Source organism: Methylococcus capsulatus str. Texas = ATCC 19069 (assembly GCF_000424685.1).
Classification (GTDB): Bacteria; Pseudomonadota; Gammaproteobacteria; order Methylococcales; family Methylococcaceae; genus Methylococcus; species Methylococcus capsulatus.
On record NZ_KE384224.1, the window covers coordinates 464,104 to 477,006 of the forward strand.

Here is a 12,903-nt window from a genome sequence, read left to right on the forward strand (position 1 = left end):
CAGGATGATCAGCCAGTTGCGCACCCTGTGGATCGTACTCAAGCACACCTTCTCCCGCGCCGACACGGTCCAGTACCCCGAACAGCGGCCCAAGCTCTATCCGCGCTACCGCGGCCGCATCGTCCTCACCCGCGACCCCGACGGCGAGGAGCGCTGCGTCGCCTGCAACCTCTGCGCGGCGGTGTGTCCGGTGGACTGCATCGCGCTGCAGAAGACCGAAGACGTTGACGGGCGCTGGTATCCGGAATTCTTCCGTATCAACTTTTCCCGCTGCATCCTCTGCGGCCTGTGCGAAGAAGCCTGCCCGACCTACGCGATCCAGCTCACCCCCGATTTCGAGCTGTGCGAGTACGACCGCCGCAACCTGGTGTACGAAAAGGAACATCTCTTGATCCAGGGCACCGGCAAATATCCCGGCTACAGTTTCTACCGGGTGGCAGGCAAGGCCATCGCCGGCAAAGACAAAGGCCAGGCGGAAAACGAAGCGCCTCCGATCGACGTCCACAGCCTTTTGCCCTGACGCCAACCCCACAGGCATCGACATGGAACTGATCCTCTTCTACCTCTCCGCCCTGGTCGCCGTCGCCGCCACCTTCATGGTGGTGATCCAGTGCAACACCGTGCACGCCCTGCTCTATCTCATCGTCTCCCTGCTGGCCTCGGGCTTCATCTTTTACCTGCTGGGGGCGTTTTTCGCGGCAGTGCTGGAAGTCATCATCTACGCCGGGGCCATCATAGTGCTGTTCGTGTTCGTGGTGATGATGCTCAATCTCGGCAGCAAAACGATCGAGCAGGAAAGACAATGGCTGTGTCCCGGCATCTGGCACGGTCCTGCCGCACTCTGCGCCATCCTCTTCGCCGAGCTGTTGTTCATCCTGATGCGTTCCGGCGCCCATGAGGCGGGCCGGATCGTCGACTCCAAGGCGCTCGGTATCGCCCTGTTCGGCCCCTATCTGCTGGCCGTCGAAACCGCCTCCATGCTGCTGTTGGCGGGGCTGGTCGGCGCCTATCACCTCGGCCGTCCCCTCAAGTCTTAGGAGCTGAAGCGATGGCGCCGATTCCTTTCGAACATGCGCTGGTCCTGGCCTCGGTCCTGTTCGTACTGGGCCTGGTCGCCCTGCTGATCCGGCGCAACCTGATCGTGATGCTGATGTCGGTGGAGATCATGCTGAACGCCGCGGGCTTGGCCTTCATCGCGGCAGGGTCACGCTGGGGCCAGCCCGATGGCCAGGTCATGTTCCTGTTGATCCTGACCCTGGCCGCCGCAGAGGTCGGCGTAGGGCTGGGGCTGGGGCTGCAGGTCTATCGGCGCCACAAGACGCTGGACGTGGATCGCCTGAGCGAAATGCAAGGCTAGGAGTCGTCATGCTGAAACTGTTGTGTCTGGTCCCCTTCCTTCCTCTGACGGGCTTCCTGATCCTCACCTGCAGCGAAGGCCGGCTGCCCAGGGCTTACGTCCCCTGGATCGGCGCCGGGTCGGTCGGACTCTCGGCGGCCCTGGCGACGTCTCTGGCTTTCGAGCTCATGACCCTGGAGCCGGACACCCGGGTGTTCCGGCAGACGCTCTGGCACTGGATGGCAGCGGGCGATTTCGGCGTCGATTTTGCTTTCTACCTCGACGCACTGTCACTCAACATGCTTTTGGTGGTCACCGGGATCGGCTTTCTGATCCACGTCTATTCCGCCGGCTACATGGCGGACGACCCCGGCATGGCCCGCTTCTTCGCCTACATGAACCTGTTCGTGTTCGCCATGCTGATCCTGGTGCTGGCGGACAACCTGCCGCTGCTCTACCTCGGCTGGGAAGGCGTCGGACTGTGCAGTTATCTTCTGATCGGCTTCTGGTACGAGAAGCCGGAAAACGGCTATGCGGCGCGCAAGGCCTTCGTCGTCACCCGCGTCGGGGACACCGCCATGGCGCTGGGGCTGTTCCTGCTGTTCAGCCAGCTCGGCACGCTGGACATCCAGGAAGCGATGAGCCGGGCTGGCGCTCAGTGGCCGGCAGGCTCGACCCTCGCTACCGCAGCGGCCCTGCTGCTGCTCGGCGGCGCCGTCGGCAAGTCGGCCCAGTTGCCGCTCCAGGTCTGGCTGCCCGACGCCATGGCGGGCCCCACCCCGATCAGCGCCCTGATCCATGCCGCCACCATGGTCACGGCCGGTGTCTACCTCATCGCCCGCACCCATGCGCTGTTCACCCTGGCGCCCGAAGTGCAGACCCTGGTCGCGGTCATCGGCGCCATCACCCTGCTGATATCCGGTTTTAGCGCCCTGACCCAGACCGACATCAAGCGCGTTCTGGCCTATTCGACCATCAGCCAGATCGGCTACATGTTCCTGGCTCTGGGCGTGGGCGCCTGGTCGGCGGCGATCTTCCACCTGACCACCCATGCCTTCTTCAAGGCACTGCTGTTCCTCGGCGCGGGCGCCGTCATCCTGTCACTGCACCACGAACAGGACATCTTCAGGATGGGAGGCCTGCGGCGCAGCCTGCCGTTGGTATTTTGGACCTTCCTCGCCGGCCTGGCCGCCCTGGTCGGCCTGCCCTTCACTTCCGGGTATTACAGCAAACACGAAATCCTGCTCACCGCTTACGGCGCCGGCAGCGCCGGCTCCTGGCTGTGGGCCGCCGGCACGGCGGGCGCGGTCCTCACCGGCCTCTACAGCACCCGGCTGCTGCTGATCGCCTTTTTCGGCCCGGAACGGACACCGGCGCATCGGCATTATGGCTCGAACATCGCAGCGCCGCTGGTCGTGCTCGCCATACTTTCCCTGGCCGGAGGGCTGGCGAAACTGCCCCTGTTCCCGGCGCTGCCCGAAACCGGAACGGACCAGGCCGGTGGCTCGCCCAGCCTCTTGACCACGGCGGCGCCCTTCCTCGGCGTCGCGATCGGCTACCTCGTCTACCGCACCGGCACCGCTTCCGCCGAAGCACTGCTGAAGCTCCCCGGAAGCGAGGCGTTGCGCCGTCTGTGGTTCAGCGGCTGGGGCATGGACTGGCTGTATGACCGTCTGTTCGTTCTGCCTTTCGTCGTCCTCGCCCGGCTGAACGAGGCCGATGCCATCGACCAGCCTTACCGGGGCATCGTCGCGCTCACCCGCCTGGGCCATCGCCTGCTGGTGCCCACCCAGACCGGCCAGCTCAGGCGCTACGCCGCCGGCATGCTGTTCGGCGCCGTGCTGATCCTGGCCGTGGGGGTATGGGCATGATCCTGCTCTGGCTGATCCTGGTTCCACTGATCGGTGGGCTGCTGTCGCTCCCGGCCGGACGCCGGCGGGACAATGCCCCGCGCTGGCTGGCACTGGCCGCCTTGGCCGGGGAGACCGCATTGCTGCTGGCCGTGTTCGCCGACACCGTGCCCGAATCCACCTGGCTGGCGCAGATCGACTGGGCCTGGATTCCGCGCTTTGGCATCCGTATTCATCTGGCGCTGGACGGGCTCAGTCTGCTGCTCATCGCCCTGACAGTGTTCCTCGGCTTCGTCGCGGTGCTCTGTTCCTGGACCGAGATCCGCGAACGGCCGGGCTTCTTCCATTTCAACCTGCTGTGGACGCTGGCCGGCGTCATCGGCGTGTTCCTCGCCCTGGACCTGTTCCTGTTCTTCTTCTTCTGGGAAGTCATGCTGATCCCGATGTATCTCTTGATCGGCATCTGGGGGCACGAGAACCGGGCGTATGCGGCCATGAAGTTCTTCATCTTCACCCAGGTCAGCGGACTCCTGATGCTGATCGCGATCCTCGCCCTGGTGTTCCTGCACTACCAGACGACACGGACGCTCAGCTTCGATTATTTCGAGCTGCTCGAGGCCGATCTCTATCCCGGCGCGGCCCGCTGGATCATGCTCGGCTTCTTCGTCGCCTTCACGGTCAAACTGCCGGCGGTTCCCTTCCACACCTGGCTGCCGGACGCCCATACCCAGGCGCCGACCGGCGGCAGCGTGCTCCTCGCCGGGGTGTTGCTGAAGACCGGAGCCTACGGCCTGTTACGCTTCGTGATCCCGCTGTTTCCCGGTGCGGCGCAGGATTTCGCGCCTTTCGCCATGACCCTGGGCGCGGTCAGCATCCTCTATGCCGCCAAGCTCGCCTTCGCCCAGACCGACCTCAAGCGCCTCATCGCCTATACCAGCGTCAGCCACATGGGCTTCGTGCTGCTCGGCGCTTTCGCCGGCAACGCGCAGGCGCTGCAGGGCGCGGTGATGACCATGCTGGCCCATGGCGTCAGTGCGGCGGCGCTGTTCATGGTCGCCGGCGCCCTGCAGGAACGGCTGCACACCCGCGACATGGACGCGATGGGCGGGTTGTGGACGCTGACGCCCCGCATCGGCGCGATCACCCTGTTCTTCTCGGTCGCCGCGCTGGGCATGCCGGGGCTGGGCAACTTCGTCGGCGAATTCCTGGTGCTGCTGGGGAGCTTCCGCGTCGATACCGTCCTCACCGCGTTCGCCGCGCTCGGCCTGATCCTGGCACCGGTGTATGCGCTGTACGTGATGCAGCGGGCGTTCCACGGACCGGCTTCCCGCCATGAAGTCCGCGATTTCGGCCTGCGCGAAATGGGCGTGATGCTGTGCCTGGTCACCGCGACCGCCTGGATGGGGCTCCATCCCCAATCGATGCTGGCCTACACCGACGCCATGATGAACGGACTGACCCGGACCCTGGCCCAGCGAGGAACCTGACGTGACCGCCGACGCTCTCACCGCCCTGCTCCCCTTCATCGTGCTGTCGGCGGCCGCCGTTGCCGTGATGCTGGCCATCGCGATCCGGCGGAGCTTCCGCCTCGTTTTCTGGCTGACGGTCGGCGGGCTGCTGGCGGGCCTGTCCACCCTACCCCACGCTTCGCCCGTCGCACCACTCCAGGTCACGGACTTGCTGCGGATCGACGCCTATGGCCTGTTCTTCCATGCCCTTTTCCTGCTCTCCGCGCTCGTCGTCGCCCTCCTGTGCCTGGCCTATTTCCGGCGGCGCGAGAACGAGAACGAAGAAATCTTCGTGCTGCTCCTCACCTCGACCCTGGGGGCCCTGCTGCTGGTATCCAGCGCCCATCTCGCCATGTTCTTCCTCGGCCTGGAGGTGCTGACGATCTCCCTGTTCCCGATGATCGCCTACAGTGTCCGGGCCTCCCGCCCGCTGGAAGCAGGCATCAAATACCTGTTGCTGTCGGGGCTCGCCTCCTCTTTCCTCATGTTCGGCATGGCACTGGTCTACGGCGACCTGGGCGTACTCTCGTTCGAACAGATCGGCGCGCATGGCGCGGAACTGGAGCAAAAACCGCTGGCTCTCGCCGGACTGTTCCTGATCCTGGCCGCGATCGGCTTCAAACTGTCGCTGGTGCCGTTCCACCTGTGGACGCCGGACGTCTACCAGGGCGCGCCCGCCCCGGTCACCGCCTTCCTGGCGACCGTGTCGAAGGCGTCCGTGTTCGCCCTGCTGCTCAGATTCTTCACCGCCGCCCACGCCGAGCGATCGGAAACCTTTCTCTGCGTGCTCGGCCTCCTGGCCGTCGTTTCCATCCTGGCCGGCAATCTCCTGGCGCTGCTGCAGGTCAGTCTGAAACGCCTGCTCGCCTATTCCTCTATCGCCCACATGGGTTACCTATTGACGGGGTTCGTCGCGGCGGGACTGCTGCGGCGGGACCTGCAGACGGAAACGATCGCCTTCTACCTCGCCGCCTACACGGTCACCAGTCTGGCCGCCTTCGGCGCCATCTCGGCCTTGTCCGACGACGACCGCGAATCCGACCGGCTCAGCGACTACGCCGGCCTGTTCTGGCGCTCGCCCTGGCTTGCCGCGGTGCTGACACTCTCCCTGCTGTCGCTGGCGGGAATCCCGCTCACAGTCGGCTTCGTCGGCAAGTTCTACGTCTTCGCCGTCGGCGTGCAGGCGGAGACCTGGCCGCTGGTGGCGACCGTCGTCATCGGCAGCGGCATCGGCATCTACTATTACCTCCGTGTCGTGCTGACCATGATCCAGCCGGCCGGTGTCGGTCAGCGGGTCACGCTGCATCCGGCGGCGGGAACCGCTTTGGCCGCTGCGGCACTGGTCATTCTCGCGGCCGGATTGTTTCCGCAGCCTTTGATCGATGCCGCCGCCAACGTGCCACAACCGCCCCCCACCGCCGACAGCCCGTAACGGCTCACCGCGACGGGCGGAGTCCCATAAGACGGTTCCGCGCCACCTGCTCATCGCACCGCTCTTCCCGGGAGGAAAGCGGTGACCTGCCCCCTGGGCGTGCCGCTGAATCCGGGGAAAAACTCCGGCGTTGGAAATCAAACGATTCCTCGGTTGCCGGGTTGCCGATGGCACGGCGCGAAACCGTGAATCGGGCCGGGGGGTATCCCGCCGATGCTGCCGGGGCCTGACCTCGTTGTAGTCCCGGCACCAAGTGCCGGTGACGGTCCCGCCCTGGGGGAGTGATCCGAACCCGTGCTCGTTCGGGCACTCGTCCCGGAACTTGCCGTTGCAGCCATCGCGCAGACCTCCGCGAAGGGCAATCCCGCTTCAGCCTGCTCAAAAAACCGAGGATCCGGTCTTCGGTGAACCTGCTCTTCTTCATGTCTGCGTCTCCTGATCAGGCGGACTTTACCCCTTTCCGTTGGTACGCCACGGCGGGGACGGGTCAATTGAGTCCGCCCAGCGTTTCAGGATATTCGATTGCCGGGTTAATATCTGGGAATTCCTGACCTTCACGGCGGAAGCCTCCGAAGCTCTGAATCCGAGTTGCAGGTAGATTTCTTTCTCGATAACCGACTTGTTCCCAGAGAACCACGGCCATGAAAAAGCGGAAAACCCGAAACACTCCGACGATCACCGATCCCCCAACACAGGGCCCGTCTCGGTCTGTGAGGAAGCCCGCACGGGTAGCCGTCGGCGACAAATCGGAGTCACCGTCAAAGCCACGACGTTTGAGCGTATTCGATCGCTATCTGACTCTCTGGGTAGTTCTTTGCATCGTCGGCGGCGTTGGCCTGGGGCATTTCTTTCCCGCGATGTTTCAGGCGGTGGGACGATGGGAAATCGCCAAGATCAATCTCCCGGTCGCAGCGTTGATCTGGTTGATGATCATTCCCATGCTGCTCAAGATAAACCTCAAAGCGCTGAAAGGCGTCGTGCAGCATTGGCGCGGAGTTGGTGTGACCCTGTTGGTAAACTGGGGCGTGAAGCCGTTCTCGATGGCGTTCCTGGGATGGCTCTTCGTCGGCAACCTGTTTCGCCCATGGCTGCCGTCCGACCAGATCGACGCCTACATCGCCGGTTTGATACTCCTGGCGGCAGCGCCCTGCACGGCCATGGTATTCATCTGGAGCCATCTCGTGCGTGGCGAACCGCACTTCACCTTATCACAGGTGGCACTCAACGACGTCATCATGGTCTTCGCCTTCGCGCCCCTCGTCGGCCTACTGCTGGGACTGTCGGCCATTACTGTGCCCTGGGACACATTGCTCCTGTCGGTGCTGCTCTACATCGTGGTGCCGCTGATGCTGGCAAACTTGGGGCGTGCCCTGATGTTGCGCCACGAGCATGGGTATGCGCGCCTGGACCGACTGTTGCAGGTTTTGCATCCCGTGTCGCTGACGGCACTCCTGGCCACGTTGGTGCTGCTGTTCGGCTTCCAGGGTGAGCAGATCTTGAGCCAGCCGTTGGTGATCCTTCTCCTGGCGGTGCCCATTCTGATCCAGGTGTTTTTCAATTCGGGGCTGGCCTATCTCCTGAACCGCGCCGTTCGCTCCCCCCATTGCATCGCCGGCCCCTCTGCGCTGATCGGCGCCAGCAACTTCTTCGAACTGGCGGTTGCCACCGCTATCGCTCTGTTCGGTTTCGAATCCGGAGCGGCCCTGGCGACAGTAGTCGGTGTCCTGATCGAGGTACCTGTGATGCTGCTGGCCGTGGGCGTTGTCAACCGCAGTCGCGCCTGGTACGAGCTGCGTTCAGGCGTTCCCAGCCACGAAGAATGCTGCCCGGTGGACGCGCATCGGCAGGCAGGCAAATGAATAGCGGGCGGGGCGCCGCGACCGCCGTTCCGTCACCCCGGTGCATGACGGCACCCTCTGCCTTGGCGGTGCCGGCCGCGCGTCATTTCCCGTCACTCAACCAGTGCCAGGTCAAGCTGAACAAGGCCAGGTTCGTCGAGACATTGCCCTAGCCGCAAGCCCGAATTCAAACCCCGCTCATCTCCGGCCGGCATCCGGAAATGAGCGGGATCGTTTCGACCGGCTTCCGATCTCGATCATTGCGCAATTGTCCCGTCCCAAGTGCTCTTTTGTCCAAGAAAACGTTGGAGCGTTCGTTCACAATCCACGCATATCTTTGATTGTTTGGCCAGGACGAAGTGAAGACAGTGACATTCGCCACTGCAGCATTGCAATCTCGGCGGCTCGATAGGCCGATCGGAAAATCGGGTCAGCCCTCGCTGCGGAATAGTGGCTTCCTCTTGGGGGGAGTGATCCGGGACTACATCCGTGTCCAACATGACAAAGTCCGCTATGAACGGTTGCGGCAGGCGGAAAGCCATCTGATCCGCTGTGCCGAAATCCTCGGCGACCGGCCGATCAGTGTATACCGGCCCGAGGATATCCGTATTCTGCTGAACGAGCTGCGCAGCGCCTATGGCCTGTCCGCCGCGACCGCCAACGGTTATCTCGGTTCGCTGTCGGCCTTGTTCAACTGGGCCATCGCGGAGCGACGCTACGGCCTCGAGCGAAATCCTTGCAACGGCTGCCGGCTGCCAAACGAGAGCGTCCTGGCGGAACTGCGCCAGCAGAGTGCCGATAAACCGTTCAGCCCGGAACAACTGAAGATCTTCTTCGAGTCCGAGCATGCACGGAAAGGCGTCAACACGACCTACAAGTATTGGATTCCCCTGATCCAGCTCTATGCGGGCGCCCGTATCGGCGAAATCTGCCTGCTCACCCCCGAAGACATCGTGGAGCTTCCCGGCGGCATCCCGGCTTTCCGTTTGGTAGCGGCCAACGCCCGGCTGCCCGTCATACGCAAATTGCGTTTCGTGCCCGTGCATCCCCGGTTGGTGGCCCTTGGGCTGCTTGAGCACGCAAGGAATCAGCACGGCCACGGCACGATGTGGCCAGGGTTAAAGATTCCGCGCTTGGGCAGCAAAGGACAGAACTTTGGAATGTGGCTCAACCGGCACTTGAACGCACTGGGACTGAAGCAGGAAGGGCGGCGTTCCGACGTCTTCCGCGCCACGTTCCGTGCCTCCTTGAGGCAGGCGGGCGTTGCCGAATCGCATGTCGACGCCCTGCTGGGGCTGACCGGAAGCGGTGCCGGCGGCTGCGCCAGACCTCTCTGGGAAACCCATCCGGATGTACTCCTGCGCGAATTGACCAAGCTCGATTATGGCATTGAGCACACGGCACCTCCCGTGAGTTGACGGCGAAGGCTTCCTGCATGCCATGAGGGCGACGACAGCGCTTGCGGGTTGAGCGGCCGGAGGACGTTTGACGAAGCCGACTCGGAAGCAGACCACCCGCCAGGGAGCGCTCAGGGTTTGCGTCAAACCGACCGGCCATTCGCCCCTGGTGTTCGATACCGTATCGGTGGCAGTGGAACCCTGACCCGCTCTCCTGCCGCCGTCAGGAATCCGGATGGGGAACTTCGGCGGGATCGCCGATCGGCGGCGTCGTGGCCATACAAGGGCGAAACAGCCGCAGGTAAGTATCGGCGACCTGCTGGAGCGCGCCCTGGACTTCGCGATAGCGCTCCAGCACATCCCTGCCGAAGGGCGTCAGGTGAGCGCCTCCCCCGTGTCTCCCTCCGCGGGAGGCGTCCACCACCGGTTCGCGGAAGGAACGGTTCATGGTGTCCACCAGCAGCCAAGCGCGCCGGTAGCTCATGTCCATGCTGCGGCCGGCTGCCGATATCGACCCGGTTTGCTCGATCGCCTCCAACAACTCCGCCTTGCCGGGACCGAAGGCGATTTCGGTACCATAGAGCAGGCGCAACGTCAGTTTGAACCTCGGCTCGACAAAACAGCGCCGTGGGTGCACCGTTTTCTTGGTACGCCGCTTGTGTGTTTCCTGCGTCTTCTCACCCACTCGGCCGACACCGGTTCGGGGTATCGGTGAGGTCGTGCCGGGCTCAGAAAGGAGCGGTTTATCGGATGACATTCGCAACTCGTCGGACGGCAGCGATCGAACGATTCGCCGATCAGGGTTAATCGTAACGGTTCTGCAAGCGCAGCGATATCCCCTTGAACGAGATGGAGCATGCGGTCGAAGAGCGCCGGACGCCTGCGCGACGCGGTGGAGAGTCTGGGTTGGGATGCGTCACGGCAAGATTCTCGACGTGGCCGCAAAGTGACTAAGTGGTGGTTTTGAATGGTGGGCGGTGCAGGGATCGAACCTACGACCCCTTCCGTGTGAAGGAAGTGCTCTCCCGCTGAGCTAACCGCCCTTGTCCTGCGAACCTTGTCATGGCACCGTGCGGATACCGAAGCCCGGACGCATGATTTTCATGCCGTAATTTATCTTCAAATCCAGACGTTGTAAATGCTCTTGTCGAGAACAAATAAACTGTCCGTGGTGTAGCAACCTGCCCCCATCCAGCCATACCAGAGTGAAATAGATTAAGTCCGTCTACCAATGGAGAACGACGGACATGAAGAAGAACAGGTCATCGGGTTCTCCAAACAGGCCGAAGGGGGCATGCCAATCACGGAAATGTGCCGCCAGGCGGGACGAAGGTTTCACTATCAATGATGGGCTGGAGTCGGCAACCCCAGGGACCCGCCATTGCGTAGCCACAGGTAAGGCCGAAAGCGACCGATGATCTCGGCAGGCGCTGTTTTGCAATGAACAGTCCGGTGGTTTTTGCCAGCGGCGCTCCTTCAATCGAATGCAGCGAAGGGAACCCGGTCCGCCAGAATCCAGTCGCGCACGATATTTGCGATCATCCCGGCCTCCTGGGCCAGTTGCGACACCGTGCACCTGGTCATCGAACCGATCCTTTTTCTCACCCGGCGCAGCAGGAAAGCCGTTTGACGTCCTTGGTGAAGGTCTGGGCCGCGAGCTTCAGACCCTCGACCATGGTCAGATAGGGAAACAACTGGTCGGCCAATTCCTGCACGGTCATCCGGTGGCGGATCGCCAGCGCGGCCGCCTGGATCAATTCGCCCGCCTCCGGAGCCACTGCCTGCACGCCGATCAGACGCCCAGTGCCGGCTTCGGCCACCAGCTTGATGAAGCCGCGGGTGTCGAAATTGGCCAGCGCCCTCGGCACGTTGTCGAGCGTGAGGGTGCGGCTCTCGGTCTCGATGCCGTCGTGGCGCGCTTCGGCTTCGCTGTAGCCCACCGTTGCCACCTGTGGATCGATGAACGTCACCTTCGGCATCGTCGTCAGATCCAGCTCGGCATTGCCGCCCGTCATGTTGATCGCGGCGCGGCTACCGGCCGCCGCCGCCACATACACGAATTGCGGCTGGTCGGTGCAGTCGCCGGCAGCAAAGATGTGCGGCGCGCTGGTGCGCATGGCGCGGTCGACGATGATGGCCCCTTGGGCGTCGACCTCGATGCCCGCCGCTTCGAGATTCAGGTTGCGCGTGTTCGGCGCACGCCCGGTGGCAACCAGCAGCTTGTCGGCGCGCCGCTCGCCGTGACCGGTAGTCATCACGAATTCCCCGTTCGCATAGGCGACCTGGCTCGCCTGGGCATGCTCCAGCACCTCGATGCCTTCCAAACGGAACGCGTTTGTTACGGCCTCGCCAATGGCCGGATCTTCGCGGAAGAACAGCGTGCGGCGCGCCAGTATCGAGACCCGGCTGCCCAGCCGGGCGAAGGCCTGCGCCAGCTCGACCGCCACCACCGACGAACCGATCACGGCCAGCCGCTCGGGGATCGTGTCGCTCGCCAGCGCCTCGGTGGAAGTCCAGTAAGGCGTATCCGCAAGGCCCTGGATCGGCGGAATCGCCGGACTCGCGCCGGTGGCGACGAGGCAACGGTCGAAGCTCAGCTCGCGCGTGCCGCCATGGCAAAGCGCCACGGTGAGCGTATGCGCATCCATGAACCTGGCCTCGCCGCGCAGCACGGTGACTGCCGGGGTACTCGCCAGGATGCCTTCGTACTTGGCGTGGCGCAGTTCCTCGACGCGGCCTTGCTGCTGGGCCAACAGCCGCTCGCGCAGGACGACCGGCGGTGTCGGCGGAAGCCCCTCATCGAACGGGCTTTCGCGGCGCAGGTGGGCGATGTGGGCGGCGCGAATCATGATCTTCGAGGGCACGCAGCCGACATTGACGCAGGTGCCGCCTATGGTGCCGCGCTCGATCAGCGTCACGCGCGCGCCGAGCTCCACGGCCTTCAATGCACCCGCCATTGCCGCGCCGCCGCTGCCGATCACGGTCACGTGCAGTGCTGGCTCGCCGCTACCGCGCTTCGTTCCGCCGTCCGGGCAGCCGAACGTCTCGTCGAACAAGCCGCCGGCGGACTTGCCCGGTGTATCGGAAACCCGTGCGCGGTAGCCGAGCGCGGTCACGGCCGCGACCAGCGGATCCGGGCCCACGCCCGGATCCGCCTCGATCTCGGCGCGTTTGCGCGGAAACGACACCGAGGCCGAACGCACGCCGGGCACCTTTTCCAAAACCTGCCGGACGTGCTCGGCGCACGACGTGCAGGTGATGCCGTCGATGAGCAACTCATGCCTACTCATTCTTTCCATTGCCGGAGTTTGGCACTGTCGCGGGCACACAGCACTGCACGACACGCCGGCGTCGATTCAAGGCATAAACCGTGAGGCCGACGAATACGATGGGCATGCGGATGAGAACGTAATCGGGCCCACCAGCCAAAGCCGAAAAACTCACGGCACCCAGCAGGACCACGAGTATCGGGAGCGCGCGGCAAATCGCGGTGACGATGTAACCGACGATGCCCGTGCGCGTTAAGGTTTTGTCAGCCATGC

Annotated in this window: 11 protein-coding genes, 1 tRNA gene and 1 pseudogene; 8 read left to right on the top strand and 5 right to left on the bottom strand. The window is 63.8% G+C overall.

Annotation, left to right across the window (positions count from 1 at the left end):
* Window positions 1–4 precede the first annotated feature (4 nt).
* The 6 genes from nuoI to H156_RS0113570 are packed head-to-tail and all read left to right on the top strand — an operon-like array spanning window position 5 to window position 6,126.
* A complete protein-coding gene (nuoI, locus tag H156_RS0113545) occupies window positions 5–520 on the top strand; it encodes an NADH-quinone oxidoreductase subunit NuoI (RefSeq protein WP_010960632.1) in 516 nt (171 codons plus the stop codon).
* A 22-nt stretch (window positions 521–542) separates the two neighbouring features.
* Window positions 543–1,037 carry an NADH-quinone oxidoreductase subunit J gene (gene nuoJ / locus H156_RS0113550; RefSeq protein ID WP_017365911.1) on the top strand — a complete coding sequence of 165 codons (495 nt, stop codon included), beginning with the start codon at window positions 543–545 and terminating at the stop codon, window positions 1,035–1,037.
* A gap of 11 nt (window positions 1,038–1,048) precedes the next feature.
* Window positions 1,049–1,357 (top strand): NADH-quinone oxidoreductase subunit NuoK, encoded by a 309-nt coding sequence (gene nuoK / locus H156_RS0113555; RefSeq protein ID WP_010960630.1) that lies wholly within the window; start codon window positions 1,049–1,051, stop codon window positions 1,355–1,357.
* A gap of 8 nt (window positions 1,358–1,365) precedes the next feature.
* Entirely contained in the window at window positions 1,366–3,207 is a 1,842-nt protein-coding gene (gene nuoL / locus H156_RS0113560; RefSeq protein ID WP_017365910.1) for an NADH-quinone oxidoreductase subunit L, read from the top strand.
* Complete coding sequence (nuoM, locus tag H156_RS0113565) at window positions 3,204–4,673, top strand: NADH-quinone oxidoreductase subunit M (RefSeq protein ID WP_026046020.1); 1,470 nt, start codon at window positions 3,204–3,206, stop codon at window positions 4,671–4,673. Before nuoL ends, nuoM begins: the two co-directional genes overlap by 4 nt.
* 1 nt (window position 4,674) lies before the next feature.
* Entirely contained in the window at window positions 4,675–6,126 is a 1,452-nt protein-coding gene (locus H156_RS0113570) for an NADH-quinone oxidoreductase subunit N (RefSeq protein WP_026046019.1), read from the top strand.
* Between the two features lie 228 nt (window positions 6,127–6,354).
* On the opposite strand, the pseudogene H156_RS16795 reads toward H156_RS0113570, so the two are convergent.
* Window positions 6,355–6,489, bottom strand: a pseudogene (locus H156_RS16795) (integrase core domain-containing protein); the annotation flags it as partial.
* A 410-nt stretch (window positions 6,490–6,899) separates the two neighbouring features.
* On the opposite strand from H156_RS16795, the gene arsB reads away from it, so the two are divergent.
* Window positions 6,900–7,985: an ACR3 family arsenite efflux transporter gene (arsB, locus tag H156_RS0113575; protein WP_017365908.1), complete on the top strand. Its 1,086-nt coding sequence runs from the start codon at window positions 6,900–6,902 to the stop codon at window positions 7,983–7,985.
* Between the two features lie 347 nt (window positions 7,986–8,332).
* On the top strand, window positions 8,333–9,382 hold the full coding sequence (locus H156_RS0113580) for a site-specific integrase (RefSeq protein WP_428829185.1): 1,050 nt from the start codon (window positions 8,333–8,335) through the stop codon (window positions 9,380–9,382).
* Between the two features lie 202 nt (window positions 9,383–9,584).
* On the opposite strand, the gene H156_RS16205 is transcribed toward H156_RS0113580, so the two are convergent.
* The 4 genes from H156_RS16205 to merF form a co-directional block, all read right to left on the bottom strand.
* On the bottom strand, window positions 9,585–10,046 hold the full coding sequence (locus tag H156_RS16205; protein ID WP_017365906.1) for a winged helix-turn-helix domain-containing protein: 462 nt from the start codon (window positions 10,044–10,046) through the stop codon (window positions 9,585–9,587).
* Window positions 10,047–10,329: 283 nt separating this feature from the next.
* Window positions 10,330–10,404: transfer RNA gene (locus H156_RS0113590), tRNA-Val, on the bottom strand.
* Between the two features lie 558 nt (window positions 10,405–10,962).
* Window positions 10,963–12,651 carry a mercury(II) reductase gene (gene merA / locus H156_RS0113600; RefSeq protein WP_154656733.1) on the bottom strand — a complete coding sequence of 563 codons (1,689 nt, stop codon included), beginning with the start codon at window positions 12,649–12,651 and terminating at the stop codon, window positions 10,963–10,965.
* On the bottom strand, window positions 12,644–12,901 hold the full coding sequence (gene merF / locus H156_RS0113605; RefSeq protein ID WP_017365903.1) for a mercury resistance system transport protein MerF: 258 nt from the start codon (window positions 12,899–12,901) through the stop codon (window positions 12,644–12,646). The genes merA and merF overlap by 8 nt, the downstream gene beginning before the upstream one ends.
* Between the last annotated feature and the right edge of the window lie 2 nt (window positions 12,902–12,903).

Excerpts from the sequence above, each read along its gene's own strand:
- nuoJ (WP_017365911.1), top strand. The coding sequence starts at position 543 with ATGGAACTGATCCTCTTCTACCTCTCCGCCCTGGTCGCCGTCGCCGCC.
- nuoM (WP_026046020.1), top strand. The coding sequence starts at position 3,204 with ATGATCCTGCTCTGGCTGATCCTGGTTCCACTGATCGGTGGGCTGCTG.
- merF (WP_017365903.1), bottom strand. The coding sequence starts at position 12,901 with ATGGCTGACAAAACCTTAACGCGCACGGGCATCGTCGGTTACATCGTC.
- merA (WP_154656733.1), bottom strand. The coding sequence starts at position 12,651 with ATGAGTAGGCATGAGTTGCTCATCGACGGCATCACCTGCACGTCGTGC.
- nuoI (WP_010960632.1), top strand. The coding sequence starts at position 5 with ATGATCAGCCAGTTGCGCACCCTGTGGATCGTACTCAAGCACACCTTC.
- nuoK (WP_010960630.1), top strand. The coding sequence starts at position 1,049 with ATGGCGCCGATTCCTTTCGAACATGCGCTGGTCCTGGCCTCGGTCCTG.
- nuoL (WP_017365910.1), top strand. The coding sequence starts at position 1,366 with ATGCTGAAACTGTTGTGTCTGGTCCCCTTCCTTCCTCTGACGGGCTTC.